This window comes from Parabacteroides sp. PH5-46, from assembly GCF_029892785.1.
Taxonomy (GTDB): domain Bacteria; phylum Bacteroidota; class Bacteroidia; order Bacteroidales; family Tannerellaceae; genus DFXE01.
Genome location: NZ_JARXXA010000014.1, coordinates 72,680 through 89,425, shown reverse-complemented (window position 1 = coordinate 89,425; position 16,746 = coordinate 72,680). Strand labels below are relative to the sequence as shown.

The following is a 16,746-nucleotide window of genomic DNA, read 5'->3' as shown; positions in this document are numbered from 1 at the left end:
GAATAGAAAAATGGGAATAATTATTAAACCTATCGTAACTGAGAAACTAACAGCGATTACTGACAAAATGCCAAATCGCTATGGTTTTCGAGTTTCTCCTGATGCCAATAAGTTGCAGATTAAAGAAGCGATTGAAGGAATGTATAATGTAACTGTAGTTGATGTTAATACTATGAACTATGACGGAAAGCGTAAAAGCCGTTATACCAAATCAGGTATCATCAGCGGAAAACAGTCGTCATTCAAGAAAGCAATCGTAACGTTGAAAGAAGGAGAAATAATTGATTTCTTTAGTAATATCTAAAAAGAAATGGGAATACGCAAATTAAAGCCCACAACACCGGGGCAGAGACACAAGATTATTGGTGCATTTGATAAAATCACTGCAAGTACACCAGAAAAGTCTCTTGTAACAGGTAAAAAACGTACAGGTGGCCGTAACAACACTGGTAAGATGACAATGCGTTATATCGGTGGCGGTCATAAACAAAAGTACAGAATTATCGATTTCAAGAGAAATAAAGATGGCGTTCCAGCAACAGTTAAGTCAATAGAGTATGATCCAAATCGTACTTCACGTATTGCCTTGTTGTATTATGCCGATGGAGCCAAGAGTTATATCATTGCTCCAAACGGATTGGAAGTTGGCCAAACAGTGATTTCAGGTAGCGATGTGGCTCCTGAAATAGGGAATTCATTGCCGATGGCAAATATCCCTGTAGGTACTATTATTCACAATATTGAGCTTCGTCCGGGACAAGGTGCAAAGTTTGTACGTTCTGCTGGAGGTTTTGCTCAGCTGACTTCAAGAGAAGGAACTTATGTGATTATAAGAATGCCTTCTGGTGAAACCAGGAAGATCCTTGCTGCATGCAAGGCTACTATTGGTAGTGTTGGAAATTCAGACCATGGTCTTGAAAAATCAGGTAAAGCCGGTCGTTCCAGATGGCTTGGACGTCGTCCGCGTAACCGTGGGGTTGTAATGAACCCGGTTGATCACCCAATGGGTGGAGGTGAAGGACGTGCTTCAGGAGGTCATCCAAGGTCTCGCAAAGGCTTGTATGCTAAGGGCTTGAAAACAAGAGCTCCGAAGAAACACTCTTCTAAGTACATTATTGAGAAAAGGAAAAAGTAATCTGATTAATTAAGTAAACTATGAGTCGTTCACTAAAAAAAGGCCCGTATATTAATGTAAAGCTTGAAAAGAAAGTTCTGACAATGAATGAGTCAGGAAAGAAAGCTGTCATTAAGACATGGGCAAGAGCTTCAATGATTTCGCCTGATTTTGTAGGCCATACTATTGCAGTTCATAATGGAAACAAGTTTATTCCTGTTTTTGTAACCGAGAACATGGTTGGGCATAAACTGGGTGAATTTTCCCCGACACGTACCTTCCGTGGTCACGCTGGTAATAAGAAAAAATAATCATCAAATAAAATGGGTGCTAGAAAAAGAATATCAGCTGAAGTAAGAAAAGAAGCAAAGAAAACCATGTATTTCGCAAAATTGCGAAATGTGCCTACTTCTCCCCGTAAGATGCGTCTCGTTGTAGATATGATACGCGGTATGGAAGTGTTTAGAGCATTAGGGGTTTTGAAGTTTTCCAATAAAGAAGCTTCAGCAAGAATAGAAAAATTGCTTCGCTCTGCCATTGCCAATTGGGAGCAAAAGAATGAGCGTAAAGCAGAAGCCGGAGAGTTGTTCGTTTCTTCAATATATGTAGATAATGCAGTAATACTGAAAAGAATGCGTCCAGCTCCGCAAGGAAGAGGATATAGGATTCGTAAACGTTCGAACCATGTTACTCTGTTTGTTGATACACGTAGTACAAACGATAGTCAAAATTAATTGTAGATGGGACAAAAAGTAAATCCGATTAGTAATCGTTTAGGAATTATCCGTGGATGGGATTCCAATTGGTATGGCGGAAAGAATTATGGAGATACTTTGCTTGAAGATAGCAAAATCCGTAAATATCTGAATGCCCGTCTTGCAAAGGCTAGTGTATCGCGTATTATTATTGAACGTACGTTGAAGTTGATTACAATTACAGTTTGTACATCACGTCCGGGTATTATTATTGGTAAAGGTGGTCAGGAAGTTGATAAGTTGAAAGAAGAATTGAAGAAGATCACAGACAAAGAAGTACAAATCAATATTTTCGAAATTAAAAGACCGGAATTAGATGCTGTGATTGTAGCAAATAATATTGCTCGTCAATTAGAAGGAAAAATTGCATACCGTCGTGCTATTAAGATGGCTATAGCCTCGACCATGAGAATGGGAGCAGAAGGTATTAAAGTGCAAGTCTCTGGTCGTTTGAATGGTGCTGAAATGGCCCGTTCGGAAATGTATAAGGAAGGAAGAACTCCTTTACACACTTTCAGAGCTGATATAGATTATGCTCTTGCTGAAGCGTTGACAAAAGTCGGGTTGCTTGGTATTAAAGTATGGATTTGTCGTGGAGAAGTATATGGTAAGAGAGATTTAGCTCCAGCATTTACTTCAACGAAAGAGTCCGGAAACAACCGTAGAGGCGGTGATAATGCCGGTGGAAGCAGGGAAAGAGGAGACAGAAACTTCAAAAAGAAGAGAGCTAATCGTTAAACATTAGAATTTTAAAGAGATGTTACAACCGAAAAAAACAAAGTTCAGAAGACAGCAAAAAGGCCGGATGAAGGGTGAAGCTCAACGAGGCCACGAGCTTGCTTTTGGTTCTTTTGGAATAAAATCGTTACAGAATAAATGGATTACCGGTCGTCAAATAGAGGCCGCCCGTATTGCTGTAACTCGTTATATGCAACGTCAGGGTCAGGTTTGGGTTCGGATTTTCCCGGATAAACCTATTACAAAGAAACCGGCTGAAGTACGTATGGGTAAAGGTAAAGGTTCTCCGGAAGGATTCGTTGCTCCGGTAACACCAGGACGTCTAATTTTCGAAATCGAAGGGGTACCTTTCGATGTTGCTAAGGAGGCATTGCGTCTGGCTGCTCAAAAACTTCCAGTTACTACGAAGTTTGTTGTGAGGCGTGATTATGATTATCAAAACGAAAATGTGTAATTGTTATGAAGATTGCAGAAGTTAGAGAATTAAGCACGAAAGAGCTGACTGAAAGAATTGAAGCAGAGAAGGCATCTCTCGAACAGAAGGTTATCAATCATAGTATTTCACCGATGGATAATCCGGCGCAAATCAAACAATCACGCAGAACAATTGCGCGTATGTTGACAGAATTACGCCAAAGAGAACTTAACAACAAATAATCGATGAGCCTGATGGAAATAAGAAAATTGAGAAAAGAAAGAACGGGTGTAGTCTATAGCAACAAGATGGATAAAAGCATCACAGTTGCGGTTAAGTGGAAAGAAAAACACCCTATTTACGGGAAGTTCGTGAATAAAACAAAGAAGTTTCATGCTCACGACGAAAAGAATGAATGTAATATCGGTGATACCGTAAAAATTATGGAGACTCGTCCTTTGAGTAAAACAAAGAGATGGAGACTTGTTCAAATAATCGAAAGGGCTAAGTAATATGATACAGCAAGAATCAAGATTAATAGTTGCCGATAACAGTGGTGCTAAAGAAGCATTGTGTATCCGCGTATTGGGTGGAACAAGAAAGCGCTATGCTACTGTTGGTGATGTGATTGTGGTTGCAGTTAAAAGTGTAATCCCTTCAAGTGATGTAAAAAAAGGTGCTGTTTCAAGAGCTATTATTGTTCGCACAAAAAAGGAGATTCGCCGTCAGGATGGTTCATATATTCGTTTTGACGATAATGCATGTGTATTGTTGAATGCATCCGGTGAAATTCGCGGTAGCCGTATTTTTGGACCAGTAGCCAGAGAGCTTCGTGCGACGAACATGAAAATCGTATCACTTGCACCTGAAGTGCTTTAATTTGTAAAACGTAAGGTAATGAATAAATTACATATCAAAAAAGGCGATATAGTATTTGTTAATACCGGAGAAGACAGAGGTAAAACAGGTCGTGTCCTCGAAGTGCTTGTAAAAGAAAAGCGCGCCATTGTCGAAGGTGTTAATATGGTGTCTAAGCACGCCAAGCCAAGTGCTAAAAACCCTCAGGGAGGGATTGAGAAAAAAGAAGCGCCGGTTCACATTTCCAACTTGAATGTTGTAGACCCTAAATCAGGAAAACCTACACGTGTGGGACGGAAATTAAATGAGAAAGGAGTTTTAGTACGTTACTCTAAAAAGTCAGGGGAGGAAATGAAGTGATGAGCAATACAGCCAATCTTAAGAAAGAGTACAAGGAAAGAATCGTTCCTGCTTTAACAAAAGAATTTGGGTATAAATCTGTCATGCAGGTTCCTGTTTTGAAAAAGATTGTTATCAATCAAGGGTTAGGTACGGCAACAGCAGATAAAAAAATCATAGATGTTGCGATTACAGAACTGACAGCTATTACCGGACAAAAAGCAGTTGCAACTGTATCTAAGAAAGATATTTCAAACTTTAAGTTACGTAAAAAAATGCCGATCGGTGTAATGGTAACATTGCGTCGTGAGCAAATGTATGAATTTTTGGAAAGATTAGTACGTATAGCTCTTCCGCGTATTCGTGACTTTAAAGGTATTGAAAGTAAACTGGATGGTAGAGGAAATTATACTCTCGGTGTACAGGAACAAATAATCTTCCCGGAAATTAATATTGATAATATTGTTAAAATATTGGGAATGAATATTACCTTTGTGACCTCTGCGAAAACAGACGAAGAAGGGTATGCTTTATTGAGAGAATTTGGTTTACCTTTTAAGAATATTAAAAAAGATTAAACATTTATGGCGAAGGAATCAATGAAAGCCCGTGAGGTAAAAAGGGCGAAGCTGGTTGCTAAGTATGCTGAGAAGAGAGCAAAATTCAAAGCAGAAGGTAATTATGAAGCTTTGCAGGCTTTACCAAAGAATGCTTCTCCGGTACGCTTGCACAATCGTTGCAAAATTACCGGACGTCCGAAAGGCTATGTACGCCAATTCGGCATTTCTCGTATTCAACTGCGTGAAATGGCATCTAATGGATTAATACCGGGTGTTAAAAAAGCAAGTTGGTAAGATTTTATTGTTAAATATTGTCCCGAAAGCCGGGATCAATTTAATTATTTATATATGACAGATCCTATAGCAGATTATTTGACAAGATTGCGTAATGCGATTAAAGCGAAGCACAGAGTAGTTGACGTGCCCGCGTCAAATTTAAAGAAAGAGATCACAAAGATCCTTTTCGACAAAGGCTACATTCTTAACTTTAAGTTTGTAGATGATGGTCCTCAAGGTACAATTAAAATTGCCTTGAAGTATGACTTGGTAAATAAAGTGAATGCAATCAAGAAACTGGAAAGAGTTTCAAGTCCTGGTTTACGTAGATACGTTGGCTATAAAGATATGCCAAGAGTATTAAACGGTTTGGGTATTGCTGTCCTTTCTACTTCTAAAGGTGTAATGACTGACAAAGAAGCCCGCGAATTAAAGATTGGTGGTGAGGTATTATGTTATGTGTATTAATTTTTAGGAGGAAAACAGAATGTCAAGAATAGGAAAATTACCCATAGAAATACCTGCCGGTGTAACAGTTACTGTAAAGGATAATGTAGTTACGGTGAAAGGCCCTAAAGGCGAACTAACTCAAAACATTAATCCAGATATTAAAATTTCAATAGAAGATGGTATTCTTGAACTGACAAGACCGACAGACGAAAAAAAACATCGTGCAATGCATGGTTTATATCGCTCTCTTATCAATAACATGGTAATAGGTGTGTCTACTGGTTATAGAAAAGAGCTAGAATTAGTTGGTGTTGGTTATCGTGTGTCAAATACAGGTCAGTTGCTAGATCTTTCTTTAGGATATACTCATAATATCTTTTTCCAATTGCCGAAAGAGATTACAGTAGAAACGAAGACTGAAAGGAATAAGAATCCTCTTATTATTTTGGAATCAGCTGATAAACAATTGATAGGTCAGATTTGTGCTAAAATACGCTCATTCAGGATGCCAGAGCCTTATAAAGGTAAAGGTATTAAGTTTGTTGGCGAAACTATTCGCAGAAAGTCTGGTAAATCAGCTGGTAAGTAATTGTACGTAAACTGAAATTATCATGACAACGAAAATAGAAAGAAGATTAAAGATAAAACAAGGCATACGTTCGAAAGTATCCGGTACACCAGAACGTCCACGCCTTACTGTGTTTAGAAGTAATAAACAAATCTATGCACAACTTATAGATGATACAACAGGTAAGACTTTGGCCACCGCTTCTTCTTTAAAACTGGAAGATAAAGCTCCTAAAAAAGAAATAGCAGCGAAAGTTGGTGAACAAATTGCAAAGAATGCCCAGGAAGCAGGCATCCAGGCAGTTGTTTTCGATCGTAATGGTTACCTGTATCATGGTAGAATTAAAGAATTGGCAGATGCTGCGCGTAACGGCGGCCTTAAATTTTAATGAAGATGGCAGGAGTTAATAATAGAGTTAAATCGACCAACGACTTAGAGTTGAAGGATAGATTAGTTGCAATAAACCGTGTAACCAAAGTTACAAAAGGAGGACGTACATTTAGTTTTGCTGCTATTGTTGTAGTAGGAAACGAAGATGGTATTGTTGGTTGGGGCTTAGGTAAGGCCGGTGAGGTAACAACAGCTATCGCTAAAGGTGTAGAAGCTGCAAAGAAAAATTTGATTAAAGTACCTGTTCATAAAGGAACGATACCCCATGAGCAAATTGCCAAATTTGGTGGAGCACAAGTTCTTCTTAGACCAGCTACTCATGGTACAGGGGTTAAAGCCGGAGGTGCTATGCGTGCTGTTCTTGAAAGTGTGGGTATTACTGACGTTTTAGCAAAATCGAAAGGTTCTTCGAACCCTCATAACTTGGTAAAAGCGACAATCGAAGCCCTTAATGAATTAAGAAGCCCATTCACTGTAGCTCAAAACAGAGGCGTGTCTGTGGAAAAAGTGTTTAATGGTTAAAAAAAGGAGGATTTATTATGGCGACTATAAAAATTAAACAAGTTAGGAGCAGAATTAAATGCCCGAAGGACCAAAAGAGAACACTTGATGCGCTAGGTCTGAAGAAAATGAACCGCGTAGTAGAACATGAAGCTACTCCGGCCATTTTAGGAATGGTTGAAAAAGTGAAACATTTAGTTTCTGTAGAAAAGTAATAATTGGTTTAAAGAATATACGATATGAATTTATCTAATTTAAAACCGGCAGAAGGATCTGTTAAAACCAGAAAAAGAATTGGACGTGGACCAGGTTCAGGATTAGGCGGTACCTCTACAAGAGGTCATAAAGGAGCCAAATCCAGATCAGGTTATTCAAAGAAGATTGGTTTTGAAGGAGGTCAGATGCCAATACAAAGACGTTTGCCGAAATTTGGTTTCAAAAATATTAACCGAGTAGAATATAAGGCTATTAACATTGCTGTATTGCAAGATTTGGCGGATAGTCAAAAAATGACAAAGATTGGAATTGCAGAGTTGATGAAAGCTGGATTTATTTCTGCCTCACAGTTAGTTAAAATTCTTGGTAATGGAAACCTGACAGCGAAATTAGAAGTTGAAGCTCATGCTTTCTCTAAAAGTGCTGAGGCCGCTATTCAGGCTGTGGGTGGAACAGCCGTTAAACTCTAAGTTATGAGAGCAATTGAAACAATAAAAAATATCTGGAAGATTGAGGATCTACGGAATCGGATTATAACCACATTAGTTTTAGTGGGTATTTACCGGTTCGGAACGTATGTCGTTCTTCCGGGTATTGACCCTAAATCGTTGACCGCATTACATGAACAAACAAGAGGTGGGTTGCTCGCTTTGTTAGATATGTTTGCTGGAGGTGCATTTTCCAATGCCTCTATTTTTGCGTTGGGGATTATGCCATATATTTCTGCATCTATTGTGATGCAATTGTTGGCAATAGCAATCCCTTCGTTTCAAAAATTGCAGCGTGAAGGTGAAAGTGGACGTCGCAAAATTAATCAGTGGACACGCTATCTAACTGTTGCTATTTTATTATTACAAGGTCCGACATATCTTGTAAACCTGAATGTACAACTTAGAGCTGTTGGGGCAGCAATGCCTTCCGGTCTATGGTTTACTCTATCGTCGACTATCATTTTGGCGGCTGGGAGTATGTTCGTTCTATGGTTAGGAGAAAGGATAACAGATAAAGGTATTGGTAATGGTATCTCTTTCATTATTTTAGTGGGAATTATTGCGAGACTTCCACATTCTTTGTTCCAGGAATTTATTTCTAGAACAAGTGAAAAAACCGGGGGATTGGTAATGTTCTTGTTTGAGATGTTAGTATTGTTACTTGTTATAGCTGGCGCTATTTTGTTGGTGCAAGGAACTCGTAAAGTGCCTGTGCAATATGCAAAGAGAATTGTTGGTAATAAGCAATATGGCGGTGCGCGGCAATATATACCTTTAAAAGTGAATGCTGCAAATGTGATGCCTATCATCTTTGCTCAAGCTATTATGTTCATTCCAATCTCTATTGTTGGATTTTCTAATACAGGAAATACAAGTAATTTTTGGGCTGCATTTATGGATAATACGGGTTTTTGGTATAATTTCGTTTTTGCAGTGTTAATTATACTGTTCACTTATTTCTATACAGCTATAACTATTAATCCTACACAAATGGCTGATGATTTGAAGAGAAATAATGGATTCATTCCAGGGGTGAAACCTGGAAAAGCTACTAAAGATTATTTAGATGCAATAATGGATCGCATAACTCTTCCCGGAGCATTTTTCCTTGCTTTGGTTGCTATTATGCCTGCTTTTGCAAGAATTGCAGGTGTCAGCATGGAATTTTCACAGTTTTTTGGTGGAACTTCCTTGTTGATTTTGGTAGGTGTTGTATTGGATACATTGCAGCAAGTAGAAAGTCATTTGTTGATGCGTCATTATGACGGATTATTGAAATCAGGAAGAATTAAAGGACGTTCAGGCTCAGTAGCCGCTTATTAAGAATGATATATCTAAAGACAGATGAAGAGATAGAACTGATGCGTTTAGCCAACCAACTGGTTGGCAGAACGCAGGCAGAACTGGCTAAACATATTAAACCAGGGATTACTACACTTCAACTGGATAAAATAGCGGAGGAATTTATCAGGGATAATGGGGCTTATCCAGCTTTTTTAGGCTATAATGGTTTTCCGAATTCTTTATGTACTTCTGTAAATGAGCAGGTAGTGCATGGAATTCCTTCGTCAAAGGTTGTTTTGAAGGAAGGTGATATTGTTTCTGTTGATTGTGGCACAGTATTGAATGGTTTTGTTGGAGATTCCGCATATACCTTCTGTGTTGGTGAGGTTGAACCAGAGGTGAAAAAATTACTGAAGATAACAAAAGAATCTCTTTATTTAGGTATCCAACAAGCTGTAGAAGGCAAGAGGATCGGAGATATCAGTAATGCTATTCAAACTTATTGCGAATCAAATGGCTATTCTGTCGTGCGAGAATTAGTTGGTCATGGTATAGGACGAAAAATGCATGAAGAACCGGAGGTTCCGAATTATGGACGTCGTGGACATGGGCCGTTATTACGTAAAGGAATGTGTATTTGTATTGAACCAATGATCAATATGGGAAGTAAAAATGTAGCATTTGAACAAGATGGTTGGACTGTTCGTACGAAAGACCGGAAATGTTCTGCACATTTTGAACATTGCATTGCCATTTGTTCGGAAGGGCCTCAGATTTTATCATCTTTTGAGTTTTTAGAAGAAGTTCTTGGAAATAACGTAATTTAAGTAGTATATATGGCTAAACAGGCTGCAATAGAACAAGATGGAGTAATTGTCGAAGCATTATCTAACGCAATGTTTCGGGTAGAATTAGAGAATGGGCATGAAATCACTGCTCATATCTCGGGAAAGATGCGAATGCATTATATTAAAATTCTCCCAGGCGATAAGGTAAGAGTAGAGATGTCTCCATATGATCTATCGAAAGGTAGAATTGCTTTTAGATATAAATAAAAATAACAAGATATGAAAGTAAGAGCATCTTTAAAAAAGCGTACTCCTGATTGCAAAATAGTAAGGAGAAAAGGACGCTTATATGTGATCAACAAGAAAAACCCGAAGTTCAAACAACGTCAGGGATAATTTATTATTTTTGTAAATTAATCAATAGTAGGTAATTATGGCTATAAGAATAGTTGGCGTTGACTTGCCACAGAATAAAAGAGGAGAAATTGCTCTGACCTATATTTATGGGATTGGTCGTAGTTCAGCAAACTCTATCTTGGAAAAAGCGGGAATTGATCGCGATATTAAAGTGAAAGACTGGACAGATGACCAAGCAGCGAAGATTCGTGAAATAATCGGTGAAGATTATAAAGTAGAAGGGGATCTTCGTTCGGAAGTACAGTTAAACATCAAACGTTTGATGGATATTGGTTGTTATCGGGGCATTCGTCACCGTATTGGTTTGCCTTTAAGAGGACAAAGCACTAAAAACAATGCACGTACTCGTAAGGGAAGAAAGAAAACAGTTGCAAATAAGAAGAAAGCTACTAAATAATAAGAGTTAATATGGCAAAAAAATCAGTCGCAGCTAAGAAGAGAAACGTGAAGGTTGACGCTTATGGTCAAGCTCATATCCATTCTTCTTTTAATAACATTATCATATCTCTTGCTAATAGCGAAGGTCAAGTGATTAGCTGGTCTTCGGCAGGTAAGATGGGATTCAGAAGTTCTAAAAAGAATACTCCTTATGCCGCTCAGATGGCCGCTCAGGATTGTGCTAAAGTAGCGTATGATTTGGGCTTGAGAAAGGTGAAAGTGTATGTGAAGGGTCCAGGGAACGGACGTGAGTCTGCTATCAGAACAATTCATGGTGCTGGTATTGAGGTTACTGAAATTGTAGACGTTACTCCATTACCACATAATGGATGTCGTCCTCCCAAAAAGAGAAGAGTATAACAAATTAATTCTTAGATTTTGGATCAGAAATTGAGAATAGATTACATATTAACCTTTCCCTCTCTGTGATCGCGGCTGCTCAACTTCAGATTCAAACAGAACAATTAAAATAATTAAAAAATGGCTAGATATACTGGACCTAAGACAAAAATTGCCCGTAAGTTTGGCGAAGCTATTTTCGGACCGGATAAAGTTCTTTCTAAGAAGAATTATCCTCCCGGACAGCATGGTAATGCCAGAAAAAGAAAAACGTCAGAATATGGCATTCAGCTTCGCGAGAAGCAAAAAGCAAAATATACATATGGTGTATTAGAGAAACAATTTAGAAACTTATTTGATAAAGCAGCTCGTTCACGTGGTATTACAGGGGAAGTTCTACTACAATTGCTCGAGGCACGTTTGGATAATATCGTATTCCGTTTAGGAATTGCTCCTACCAGAGCAGCCGCTCGTCAATTGGTTTCTCACCGTCATATTACAGTTGATGGGAAAGTTGTAAATATTCCTTCTTATTCTGTAAAACCTGGACAGGTTATTGGTGTAAGAGAAAGATCCAAATCCTTGGAAGTTGTATCTGGAGCATTAGCAGGCTTCAATCACAGCAAATATCCATGGCTTGAATGGGATCAGCCTTCATTAAGTGGAAAATTACTGCATTTGCCCGAGAGAGCTGACATTCCTGAAAATATTAAAGAGCAGTTGATCGTAGAATTGTATTCTAAATAATAATTGATTTCCATGGCGATATTAGCATTTCAAAAACCCGATAAAGTATTAATGTTAGAAGCGGACAATTTTTACGGAAAGTTTGAATTCCGTCCGTTGGAACCCGGTTACGGGATTACAATTGGTAATGCCCTGCGCCGTATTCTATTGTCGTCACTTGAAGGTTTTGCTATTACATCCATAAAAATCGACGGAGTAGATCATGAATTTGGTACGGTACCCGGCGTTTTAGAAGATGTAACCAACATCATTTTGAATTTGAAACAAGTTTGCTTCAAACATATAGTTGACGATATTGAGAATGAAAAAGTAAGTATTACTGTTTCGGGTTCGGAAGTGTTCAAAGCTGGTGATATAGGTAAACAACTAACAGGATTTGAAGTGTTAAATCCTGATTTGGTTATTTGCCGCTTAGATCCGAGTGCAAGTTTTCAGATTGAATTAACAATAAACAAGGGACGTGGATACGTTCCAGCGGATGAAAATAGAGAACAAAGTTCAGATGTTCATGTGATTGCTATTGACTCTATCTATACTCCGATACGTAACGTTAAATATTCAATTGAAAATTTCCGTGTTGAGCAAAAGACGGACTACGAAAAGTTAATTATTGAAATAACCACAGACGGTTCTATCCATCCTAAAGATGCCTTAAAAGAAGCAGCAAAGATTCTAATTCATCACTTTATGTTATTCTCTGACGAGAAAATTGCTATCGAGACAGTTGATTCCGATGGTAATGAAGAATTTGATGAAGAAGTACTTCACATGCGACAACTACTTAAGAGTAAATTGTCGGATATGGATCTTTCAGTTCGCGCACTTAATTGCTTGAAGGCTGCAGACGTTGAAACTTTAGGTGAGTTGGTTAAGTTCAATAAGAATGACTTGTTGAAATTCCGTAACTTCGGAAAAAAATCACTTACCGAACTTGACGAACTGCTTGAAAGCCTAAATCTTTCTTTCGGTATGGATATCACTAAATATAAATTAGATAAAGAGTAAGTAAAGCGATGAGACATAATAAGAAATTCAATCATTTAGGTCGTACGAACACTCACCGTCAGGCGATGCTGGCGAATATGGCTTCTTCTTTAATCCAACATAAGAGAATCTTTACAACGACTGCAAAGGCTAAAGCTCTCCGCAAATATATTGAACCGATTATCACGAAGTCTAAAGAAGATACAACTCATTCAAGACGTATCGTGTTTAGTTATTTGCAGAACAAACATGCCGTAACAGAACTCTTCCAGGAAGTATCACAGAAGATTGCTGATCGTCCGGGAGGTTATACCCGTATTCTGAAGACAGGACACCGTTTGGGTGATAATGCAGCTATGTGCTTTATTGAATTGGTAGACTACAACGAAAACATGTTGAAAGATACCAAGAAGAAAGCAGCTAAGACTACAAGACGTTCGCGCAAAAAAGCAACAACAGATGCTCCGGCAACTGAAGCTGTTGTAGTAGAAGAAGCTCCAAAGGCAAAGAAAGCTCCAAAAGCTGCTGCACCTGTTGAAGAGGAAGCACCAAAAGTGGAAGCTGCATCAGAAGTTGAAGCTCCAGCTGCTGAAGAAGCTCCTGAGAACAAAGAAGAAAAAGCTGCTGAATAATATAAGGCAACTTTTAGATAATAGAGAACAAGCATTCATACATATGGATGCTTGTTTTTTCATGCAGCATTTTTGATTTTCTAACATCTATACATATAAATAGAGTGAAGATGAAAAATCGTATTTACAGGTATTTCCTGATGTTAGCCATTGCAATACTATTTCCTACTGTTTGTTTTGCAGAAAAGCCAACTTTTAAACGGCATGAGCTAGCTACCTATTTTGGTTACGCAAATATGCTAGCAGGAACGGGCGGACTTACCAACACCTCAAATAGTTATGAGAAAAAGCTTCGCTCGGGTATTTCATGGGATGCTCAGTATTATTATAATCCGATAAGGGAGGTGGGCCTTGGGATTCTCTATTCCGGTTTTACTTCGAAGGCCTCACATGCTACTGGTTCCGATCACTTGTTTACACATTATATTGCTCCGCAGTTTGCTGGTAACTTATTAAATAAAGAACGATGGCGCATTCGCCTGAACATGGGGGTGGGATATATACGCTACTTCAATGACAGTAAGGTGTACGGAAAGGAGCGGAAAGTTACAGGAGGACGCATTGCCGGGAATCTCGGACTTCGGGGCGAATACCTGTTTACTTCACATTGGGGTGTGTCAGTTGTTGCCCAATATATTCTTTCCTCCATACGAAAAGTAGATATTGATTATCATGGTGAAACGATTAAAGTAAAATTTCCCTCGGATAATCGATTGTCATTGTCAAGGCTCAATCTTTCAGCCGGCATAAATTACCATTTTTAATGCATAGTAGATGAAAAGACTTGTTTATATATTATTGCCTTTACTACTCCTTTTGAGCTGTGCAGAAGATGAAACAGTAGATGTTACGGTTATGCCGGCAGAAACAACTGAGGGGCTTAACACCTTCGGCTGTCTTATTGATGGTTGGGTTTATGTTGGAGGACGTTATGCACAGTGGGTAGGAATAATCCCCTCAGAGTCCATTTCTTTCTATTATAATGAAACGGCGGATATGGAAGTCAGCGTATGCGTCAAGCCAGGAAAGGTAATCTCGTTTACGATTCAGCAGCCCGGAGAAGGGAAAAGTTGTATTATAACAAATGTCTTATGGGATGACAGAGAACTACCGGATGGAACTGCCGTGATCACCCGTTTTGATACGGATGCCCGAATTATTAGTGGACGCTTCGAAAGCGATATCGTCAACGAAGGTCGTTTTGATGTACGATATAGTATCCGTTAATTCACATACGTGCCAATAAAAACAGGACGTTAGCTATTTTTATTGGCTAACGTCCTGTGAAATATAAGTCGTGTCTTAAAATCAATCTATTGCATTCCAGCCTTGAGCGATTAGTTTTACTTCGCCTCCGTCACGGCCTACCAGATAGTTGCCAAGCTCGGGTTTTGTGATATGGCCAATGACATGTACTCCTTTCATCGCAGCTACTTGTTCGTGCATGCTTAGCGGAACGGTAAATAGTAACTCGTAATCTTCGCCACCATTCAGGGCAGCAGTAACCAGGTTCATATTGAATTGCTCAGCCATGGAGGCAGTCTGAAAGTCAATAGGAATGCGGTCTTCGTAGATACGGCATCCTACGTTGCTTTCTTTAGAAATGTGTAGCAGTTCGGACGAAAGGCCGTCTGAAATGTCAATCATGGAAGTAGGAACAATTCCTGTATTTTCCAACATTTCGATAATATCTTTGCGTGCTTCGGGCTTTAGCTGACGTTCCAGCAAGTATTCTTTTCCTCCAAAGTCGGGCTTAAAATCGGTTTCTCCCGAGAATGCTTTCTTCTCCCGTTCCAGCAATTGCAGACCCATATAAGCGGCTCCCAAATCACCGGAAACACATACCAGGTCGGTGTCTTTTGCTCCGCTCCGATAGGCAATTTTATCTTTGTCGGCTTCGCCAATGCAGGTAATGCTAATGGTTAATCCGGTGAGGGATGCAGAGGTGTCTCCGCCAACCAGATCCACGCCGTAGACTTCGCACGCCAGCTTAATGCCATTATACAATTCGTCGATGTTTTCTACCGAAAAGCGTTTGGAAATACCAATCGAAACAGTTATTTGCTTCGGTTTTCCGTTCATGGCATAAATGTCTGAAAAATTGACAACTGCCGCTTTATATCCTAAATGCTTCAAAGGCACATATGTCAGGTCGAAGTGGATACCTTCCAGTAGTAAATCGGTGGTAACCAAAACCTGCTTATCATAATTCAATACAGCTGCATCGTCGCCTACACCTTTTAGCGTACTTTCATTCTTGAGTTCAATTTTTTCAGTAAGGTGGCGTATCAGTCCAAACTCGCCTAAAGAGGCTATCTCAGTTTCTTTTGTCATATTTACGTAAAATACTATTTCTATTAAATGATACAATATGTTTTAATACCAGATCGTCTAAAGAAGTAGCCGCTTCTGCTTCAAACCTGATCGTGATAGGAAGGTAATACAAGGCATCTTTCCAATCTTCAGGTATCAGCGGATTCTTTTGTAGCCTGGCAGCATCCTTTTCTGTGACAAGTATGTATTTGTCGGGAGAGTTCACCCGTGTGAATGTTTCACTTATCTTTTTAATATCCTGTTTGCTGAATGTATGATGATCAGGATATATTTGTGAGATAACATGATCGCTGCAGTTTTTCACTTTATCTACAAACGGGGCGGGCGCTGCCACTCCTGCCAGCAGCAATAGCTTGTCGTCTTTTTTTATATTGGATTTGAGCGGAGCCTTTTCTGGAAACAAAGGTTCCAGGTTTTCATAAACTACAGACGTGAAATAAATCTGCTGATGGGCAAATAGCTTCATTTCGTCCTTTATGATCCGGAAATCGATAGGCTTTAAGTCTTTGGGACATTTGGTGACAATCACTACATCGGCCCTGTTGATTTCACTGGCCGGTTCGCGTAAACGTCCGGTCGGCAACAACTTGTCGAGATAAAACAAACGGTTATAATCCGTCAGTACGATCGAAAAAGAAGGAGTAACATACCGGTGCTGATAGCCATCATCCAGCAGAATTACCTCCGGTTTCTGATCATCAGGCAGCGCCAGTAATTGCTTTATTCCCCTTCGCCGGTCGCTGTCCACAGCTACCGGAATATCAGGGAATTTACGTTTGATTTGATAAGGCTCATCTCCTATGGTCTGAGCCGAGCTTTTTTCATTCGCCAGGACATAGCCCTTTGTACTGCGCTTATATCCACGGCTTAGGATGGCTATTTTGTATTGATCTTTCAGCAGGCGGATCAGGTATTCTACATGAGGCGTTTTACCTGTGCCGCCTACTGAAAGGTTACCAACACTTATCACCGGAACAGGAAACTCTTCGGATGATAAGAGGCCCCAGTTAAAAAACAGGTTTCGGATTCTGATCCCTATTCCGTACAAGAAGGAAAAGGGCAAAAAGAAGTAATTCAATTTAAAGGAGCGGTCTGTCGGCATAATTTAGTTT

Annotated in this window: 31 protein-coding genes; 29 read left to right on the top strand and 2 right to left on the bottom strand. The window is 39.3% G+C overall.

Going from position 1 to position 16,746, the window contains the following annotated elements; all coding sequences use genetic code 11:
- The first annotated feature begins 10 nt into the window (after positions 1-10).
- The 29 genes from rplW to M2470_RS14060 all read left to right on the top strand — a co-directional run bounded on the left by rplW (position 11) and on the right by M2470_RS14060 (position 14,527).
- Entirely contained in the window at positions 11-304 is a 294-nt protein-coding gene (rplW, locus tag M2470_RS14200) for a 50S ribosomal protein L23 (protein WP_280745665.1), read from the top strand.
- A gap of 6 nt (positions 305-310) precedes the next feature.
- Positions 311-1,135: a 50S ribosomal protein L2 gene (rplB, locus tag M2470_RS14195; protein WP_280745664.1), complete on the top strand. Its 825-nt coding sequence runs from the start codon at positions 311-313 to the stop codon at positions 1,133-1,135.
- Between the two features lie 20 nt (positions 1,136-1,155).
- Positions 1,156-1,425: a 30S ribosomal protein S19 gene (gene rpsS, locus M2470_RS14190; protein WP_280745663.1), complete on the top strand. Its 270-nt coding sequence runs from the start codon at positions 1,156-1,158 to the stop codon at positions 1,423-1,425.
- Positions 1,426-1,437: 12 nt separating this feature from the next.
- Positions 1,438-1,848, top strand: a complete 411-nt coding sequence (gene rplV / locus M2470_RS14185) for a 50S ribosomal protein L22 (RefSeq protein WP_280745662.1) — start codon at positions 1,438-1,440, stop codon at positions 1,846-1,848.
- A 6-nt stretch (positions 1,849-1,854) separates the two neighbouring features.
- Entirely contained in the window at positions 1,855-2,607 is a 753-nt protein-coding gene (gene rpsC, locus M2470_RS14180; protein ID WP_280745661.1) for a 30S ribosomal protein S3, read from the top strand.
- A gap of 19 nt (positions 2,608-2,626) precedes the next feature.
- Positions 2,627-3,061 carry a 50S ribosomal protein L16 gene (gene rplP, locus M2470_RS14175; protein ID WP_280745660.1) on the top strand — a complete coding sequence of 145 codons (435 nt, stop codon included), beginning with the start codon at positions 2,627-2,629 and terminating at the stop codon, positions 3,059-3,061.
- A 5-nt stretch (positions 3,062-3,066) separates the two neighbouring features.
- Positions 3,067-3,264, top strand: coding sequence for a 50S ribosomal protein L29 (rpmC, locus tag M2470_RS14170; protein WP_280745659.1), 198 nt, complete (start codon positions 3,067-3,069; stop codon positions 3,262-3,264).
- 12 nt (positions 3,265-3,276) lie between these two features.
- A complete protein-coding gene (rpsQ, locus tag M2470_RS14165) occupies positions 3,277-3,534 on the top strand; it encodes a 30S ribosomal protein S17 (RefSeq protein WP_280745658.1) in 258 nt (85 codons plus the stop codon).
- A 1-nt stretch (position 3,535) separates the two neighbouring features.
- Positions 3,536-3,901: a 50S ribosomal protein L14 gene (gene rplN, locus M2470_RS14160; RefSeq protein ID WP_280745657.1), complete on the top strand. Its 366-nt coding sequence runs from the start codon at positions 3,536-3,538 to the stop codon at positions 3,899-3,901.
- Between the two features lie 18 nt (positions 3,902-3,919).
- Positions 3,920-4,240, top strand: coding sequence for a 50S ribosomal protein L24 (gene rplX, locus M2470_RS14155; protein ID WP_280745656.1), 321 nt, complete (start codon positions 3,920-3,922; stop codon positions 4,238-4,240).
- Entirely contained in the window at positions 4,240-4,797 is a 558-nt protein-coding gene (gene rplE, locus M2470_RS14150) for a 50S ribosomal protein L5 (RefSeq protein WP_280745655.1), read from the top strand. Before rplX ends, rplE begins: the two co-directional genes overlap by 1 nt.
- 6 nt (positions 4,798-4,803) lie before the next feature.
- The gene (rpsN, locus tag M2470_RS14145; RefSeq protein WP_280745654.1) at positions 4,804-5,073 is read left to right on the top strand and encodes a 30S ribosomal protein S14; all 270 of its coding nucleotides are present in this window, start codon (positions 4,804-4,806) and stop codon (positions 5,071-5,073) included.
- 54 nt (positions 5,074-5,127) lie between these two features.
- On the top strand, positions 5,128-5,523 hold the full coding sequence (rpsH, locus tag M2470_RS14140) for a 30S ribosomal protein S8 (RefSeq protein ID WP_280745653.1): 396 nt from the start codon (positions 5,128-5,130) through the stop codon (positions 5,521-5,523).
- A 19-nt stretch (positions 5,524-5,542) separates the two neighbouring features.
- A complete protein-coding gene (rplF, locus tag M2470_RS14135; protein WP_280745652.1) occupies positions 5,543-6,094 on the top strand; it encodes a 50S ribosomal protein L6 in 552 nt (183 codons plus the stop codon).
- Between the two features lie 22 nt (positions 6,095-6,116).
- Positions 6,117-6,461, top strand: coding sequence for a 50S ribosomal protein L18 (gene rplR, locus M2470_RS14130; protein WP_280745651.1), 345 nt, complete (start codon positions 6,117-6,119; stop codon positions 6,459-6,461).
- Positions 6,462-6,466: 5 nt separating this feature from the next.
- The gene (gene rpsE, locus M2470_RS14125) at positions 6,467-6,985 is read left to right on the top strand and encodes a 30S ribosomal protein S5 (RefSeq protein WP_280745650.1); all 519 of its coding nucleotides are present in this window, start codon (positions 6,467-6,469) and stop codon (positions 6,983-6,985) included.
- A gap of 17 nt (positions 6,986-7,002) precedes the next feature.
- Positions 7,003-7,179, top strand: a complete 177-nt coding sequence (gene rpmD / locus M2470_RS14120) for a 50S ribosomal protein L30 (RefSeq protein ID WP_280745649.1) — start codon at positions 7,003-7,005, stop codon at positions 7,177-7,179.
- Between the two features lie 24 nt (positions 7,180-7,203).
- Positions 7,204-7,650, top strand: coding sequence for a 50S ribosomal protein L15 (gene rplO, locus M2470_RS14115; protein WP_280745648.1), 447 nt, complete (start codon positions 7,204-7,206; stop codon positions 7,648-7,650).
- A 3-nt stretch (positions 7,651-7,653) separates the two neighbouring features.
- Entirely contained in the window at positions 7,654-8,994 is a 1,341-nt protein-coding gene (secY, locus tag M2470_RS14110; RefSeq protein ID WP_280745647.1) for a preprotein translocase subunit SecY, read from the top strand.
- Positions 8,995-8,996: 2 nt separating this feature from the next.
- Positions 8,997-9,782 carry a type I methionyl aminopeptidase gene (map, locus tag M2470_RS14105; RefSeq protein WP_280745646.1) on the top strand — a complete coding sequence of 262 codons (786 nt, stop codon included), beginning with the start codon at positions 8,997-8,999 and terminating at the stop codon, positions 9,780-9,782.
- A gap of 9 nt (positions 9,783-9,791) precedes the next feature.
- Complete coding sequence (gene infA, locus M2470_RS14100; protein WP_009318521.1) at positions 9,792-10,010, top strand: translation initiation factor IF-1; 219 nt, start codon at positions 9,792-9,794, stop codon at positions 10,008-10,010.
- Positions 10,011-10,022: 12 nt separating this feature from the next.
- Positions 10,023-10,139, top strand: a complete 117-nt coding sequence (gene ykgO, locus M2470_RS14095) for a type B 50S ribosomal protein L36 (protein WP_044186271.1) — start codon at positions 10,023-10,025, stop codon at positions 10,137-10,139.
- A gap of 37 nt (positions 10,140-10,176) precedes the next feature.
- The gene (gene rpsM, locus M2470_RS14090) at positions 10,177-10,557 is read left to right on the top strand and encodes a 30S ribosomal protein S13 (protein WP_280745644.1); all 381 of its coding nucleotides are present in this window, start codon (positions 10,177-10,179) and stop codon (positions 10,555-10,557) included.
- Positions 10,558-10,568: 11 nt separating this feature from the next.
- Positions 10,569-10,958: a 30S ribosomal protein S11 gene (gene rpsK / locus M2470_RS14085; RefSeq protein WP_280745643.1), complete on the top strand. Its 390-nt coding sequence runs from the start codon at positions 10,569-10,571 to the stop codon at positions 10,956-10,958.
- A gap of 120 nt (positions 10,959-11,078) precedes the next feature.
- The gene (gene rpsD, locus M2470_RS14080) at positions 11,079-11,684 is read left to right on the top strand and encodes a 30S ribosomal protein S4 (RefSeq protein WP_280745642.1); all 606 of its coding nucleotides are present in this window, start codon (positions 11,079-11,081) and stop codon (positions 11,682-11,684) included.
- A gap of 12 nt (positions 11,685-11,696) precedes the next feature.
- Entirely contained in the window at positions 11,697-12,689 is a 993-nt protein-coding gene (locus tag M2470_RS14075) for a DNA-directed RNA polymerase subunit alpha (protein ID WP_280745641.1), read from the top strand.
- A gap of 8 nt (positions 12,690-12,697) precedes the next feature.
- Complete coding sequence (rplQ, locus tag M2470_RS14070) at positions 12,698-13,300, top strand: 50S ribosomal protein L17 (RefSeq protein WP_280745640.1); 603 nt, start codon at positions 12,698-12,700, stop codon at positions 13,298-13,300.
- A 110-nt stretch (positions 13,301-13,410) separates the two neighbouring features.
- Positions 13,411-14,064: an outer membrane beta-barrel protein gene (locus M2470_RS14065; RefSeq protein ID WP_280745639.1), complete on the top strand. Its 654-nt coding sequence runs from the start codon at positions 13,411-13,413 to the stop codon at positions 14,062-14,064.
- 10 nt (positions 14,065-14,074) lie between these two features.
- Complete coding sequence (locus tag M2470_RS14060) at positions 14,075-14,527, top strand: hypothetical protein (protein ID WP_280745638.1); 453 nt, start codon at positions 14,075-14,077, stop codon at positions 14,525-14,527.
- Between the two features lie 81 nt (positions 14,528-14,608).
- Here the strand turns inward: M2470_RS14060 and thiL are convergent, their stop codons facing one another.
- Both thiL and lpxK read right to left on the bottom strand, forming a co-directional pair.
- Positions 14,609-15,634, bottom strand: coding sequence for a thiamine-phosphate kinase (thiL, locus tag M2470_RS14055; RefSeq protein ID WP_280745637.1), 1,026 nt, complete (start codon positions 15,632-15,634; stop codon positions 14,609-14,611).
- Entirely contained in the window at positions 15,618-16,736 is a 1,119-nt protein-coding gene (gene lpxK / locus M2470_RS14050) for a tetraacyldisaccharide 4'-kinase (protein ID WP_280745636.1), read from the bottom strand. Before lpxK ends, thiL begins: the two co-directional genes overlap by 17 nt.
- Between the last annotated feature and the right edge of the window lie 10 nt (positions 16,737-16,746).

What these genes read in the sequence shown, in the direction of transcription:
- rpsD (WP_280745642.1), top strand. Translation starts at nt 11,079, where the DNA reads ATGGCTAGATATACTGGACCTAAGACAAAAATTGCCCGTAAGTTTGGC.
- rplR (WP_280745651.1), top strand. Translation starts at nt 6,117, where the DNA reads ATGACAACGAAAATAGAAAGAAGATTAAAGATAAAACAAGGCATACGT.
- rpsM (WP_280745644.1), top strand. Translation starts at nt 10,177, where the DNA reads ATGGCTATAAGAATAGTTGGCGTTGACTTGCCACAGAATAAAAGAGGA.
- rplB (WP_280745664.1), top strand. Translation starts at nt 311, where the DNA reads ATGGGAATACGCAAATTAAAGCCCACAACACCGGGGCAGAGACACAAG.
- thiL (WP_280745637.1), bottom strand. Translation starts at nt 15,634, where the DNA reads ATGACAAAAGAAACTGAGATAGCCTCTTTAGGCGAGTTTGGACTGATA.
- rplF (WP_280745652.1), top strand. Translation starts at nt 5,543, where the DNA reads ATGTCAAGAATAGGAAAATTACCCATAGAAATACCTGCCGGTGTAACA.
- rpsH (WP_280745653.1), top strand. Translation starts at nt 5,128, where the DNA reads ATGACAGATCCTATAGCAGATTATTTGACAAGATTGCGTAATGCGATT.
- map (WP_280745646.1), top strand. Translation starts at nt 8,997, where the DNA reads ATGATATATCTAAAGACAGATGAAGAGATAGAACTGATGCGTTTAGCC.
- rplE (WP_280745655.1), top strand. Translation starts at nt 4,240, where the DNA reads ATGAGCAATACAGCCAATCTTAAGAAAGAGTACAAGGAAAGAATCGTT.
- rpsE (WP_280745650.1), top strand. Translation starts at nt 6,467, where the DNA reads ATGGCAGGAGTTAATAATAGAGTTAAATCGACCAACGACTTAGAGTTG.
- rpmC (WP_280745659.1), top strand. Translation starts at nt 3,067, where the DNA reads ATGAAGATTGCAGAAGTTAGAGAATTAAGCACGAAAGAGCTGACTGAA.
- rplQ (WP_280745640.1), top strand. Translation starts at nt 12,698, where the DNA reads ATGAGACATAATAAGAAATTCAATCATTTAGGTCGTACGAACACTCAC.
- infA (WP_009318521.1), top strand. Translation starts at nt 9,792, where the DNA reads ATGGCTAAACAGGCTGCAATAGAACAAGATGGAGTAATTGTCGAAGCA.
- rplX (WP_280745656.1), top strand. Translation starts at nt 3,920, where the DNA reads ATGAATAAATTACATATCAAAAAAGGCGATATAGTATTTGTTAATACC.
- rplW (WP_280745665.1), top strand. Translation starts at nt 11, where the DNA reads ATGGGAATAATTATTAAACCTATCGTAACTGAGAAACTAACAGCGATT.
- ykgO (WP_044186271.1), top strand. Translation starts at nt 10,023, where the DNA reads ATGAAAGTAAGAGCATCTTTAAAAAAGCGTACTCCTGATTGCAAAATA.
- rpsK (WP_280745643.1), top strand. Translation starts at nt 10,569, where the DNA reads ATGGCAAAAAAATCAGTCGCAGCTAAGAAGAGAAACGTGAAGGTTGAC.
- rpsC (WP_280745661.1), top strand. Translation starts at nt 1,855, where the DNA reads ATGGGACAAAAAGTAAATCCGATTAGTAATCGTTTAGGAATTATCCGT.
- lpxK (WP_280745636.1), bottom strand. Translation starts at nt 16,736, where the DNA reads ATGCCGACAGACCGCTCCTTTAAATTGAATTACTTCTTTTTGCCCTTT.
- rpsS (WP_280745663.1), top strand. Translation starts at nt 1,156, where the DNA reads ATGAGTCGTTCACTAAAAAAAGGCCCGTATATTAATGTAAAGCTTGAA.
- rpsN (WP_280745654.1), top strand. Translation starts at nt 4,804, where the DNA reads ATGGCGAAGGAATCAATGAAAGCCCGTGAGGTAAAAAGGGCGAAGCTG.
- rplO (WP_280745648.1), top strand. Translation starts at nt 7,204, where the DNA reads ATGAATTTATCTAATTTAAAACCGGCAGAAGGATCTGTTAAAACCAGA.
- rplN (WP_280745657.1), top strand. Translation starts at nt 3,536, where the DNA reads ATGATACAGCAAGAATCAAGATTAATAGTTGCCGATAACAGTGGTGCT.
- secY (WP_280745647.1), top strand. Translation starts at nt 7,654, where the DNA reads ATGAGAGCAATTGAAACAATAAAAAATATCTGGAAGATTGAGGATCTA.
- M2470_RS14065 (WP_280745639.1), top strand. Translation starts at nt 13,411, where the DNA reads ATGAAAAATCGTATTTACAGGTATTTCCTGATGTTAGCCATTGCAATA.
- rpsQ (WP_280745658.1), top strand. Translation starts at nt 3,277, where the DNA reads ATGGAAATAAGAAAATTGAGAAAAGAAAGAACGGGTGTAGTCTATAGC.
- M2470_RS14075 (WP_280745641.1), top strand. Translation starts at nt 11,697, where the DNA reads ATGGCGATATTAGCATTTCAAAAACCCGATAAAGTATTAATGTTAGAA.
- rpmD (WP_280745649.1), top strand. Translation starts at nt 7,003, where the DNA reads ATGGCGACTATAAAAATTAAACAAGTTAGGAGCAGAATTAAATGCCCG.
- rplP (WP_280745660.1), top strand. Translation starts at nt 2,627, where the DNA reads ATGTTACAACCGAAAAAAACAAAGTTCAGAAGACAGCAAAAAGGCCGG.
- M2470_RS14060 (WP_280745638.1), top strand. Translation starts at nt 14,075, where the DNA reads ATGAAAAGACTTGTTTATATATTATTGCCTTTACTACTCCTTTTGAGC.
- rplV (WP_280745662.1), top strand. Translation starts at nt 1,438, where the DNA reads ATGGGTGCTAGAAAAAGAATATCAGCTGAAGTAAGAAAAGAAGCAAAG.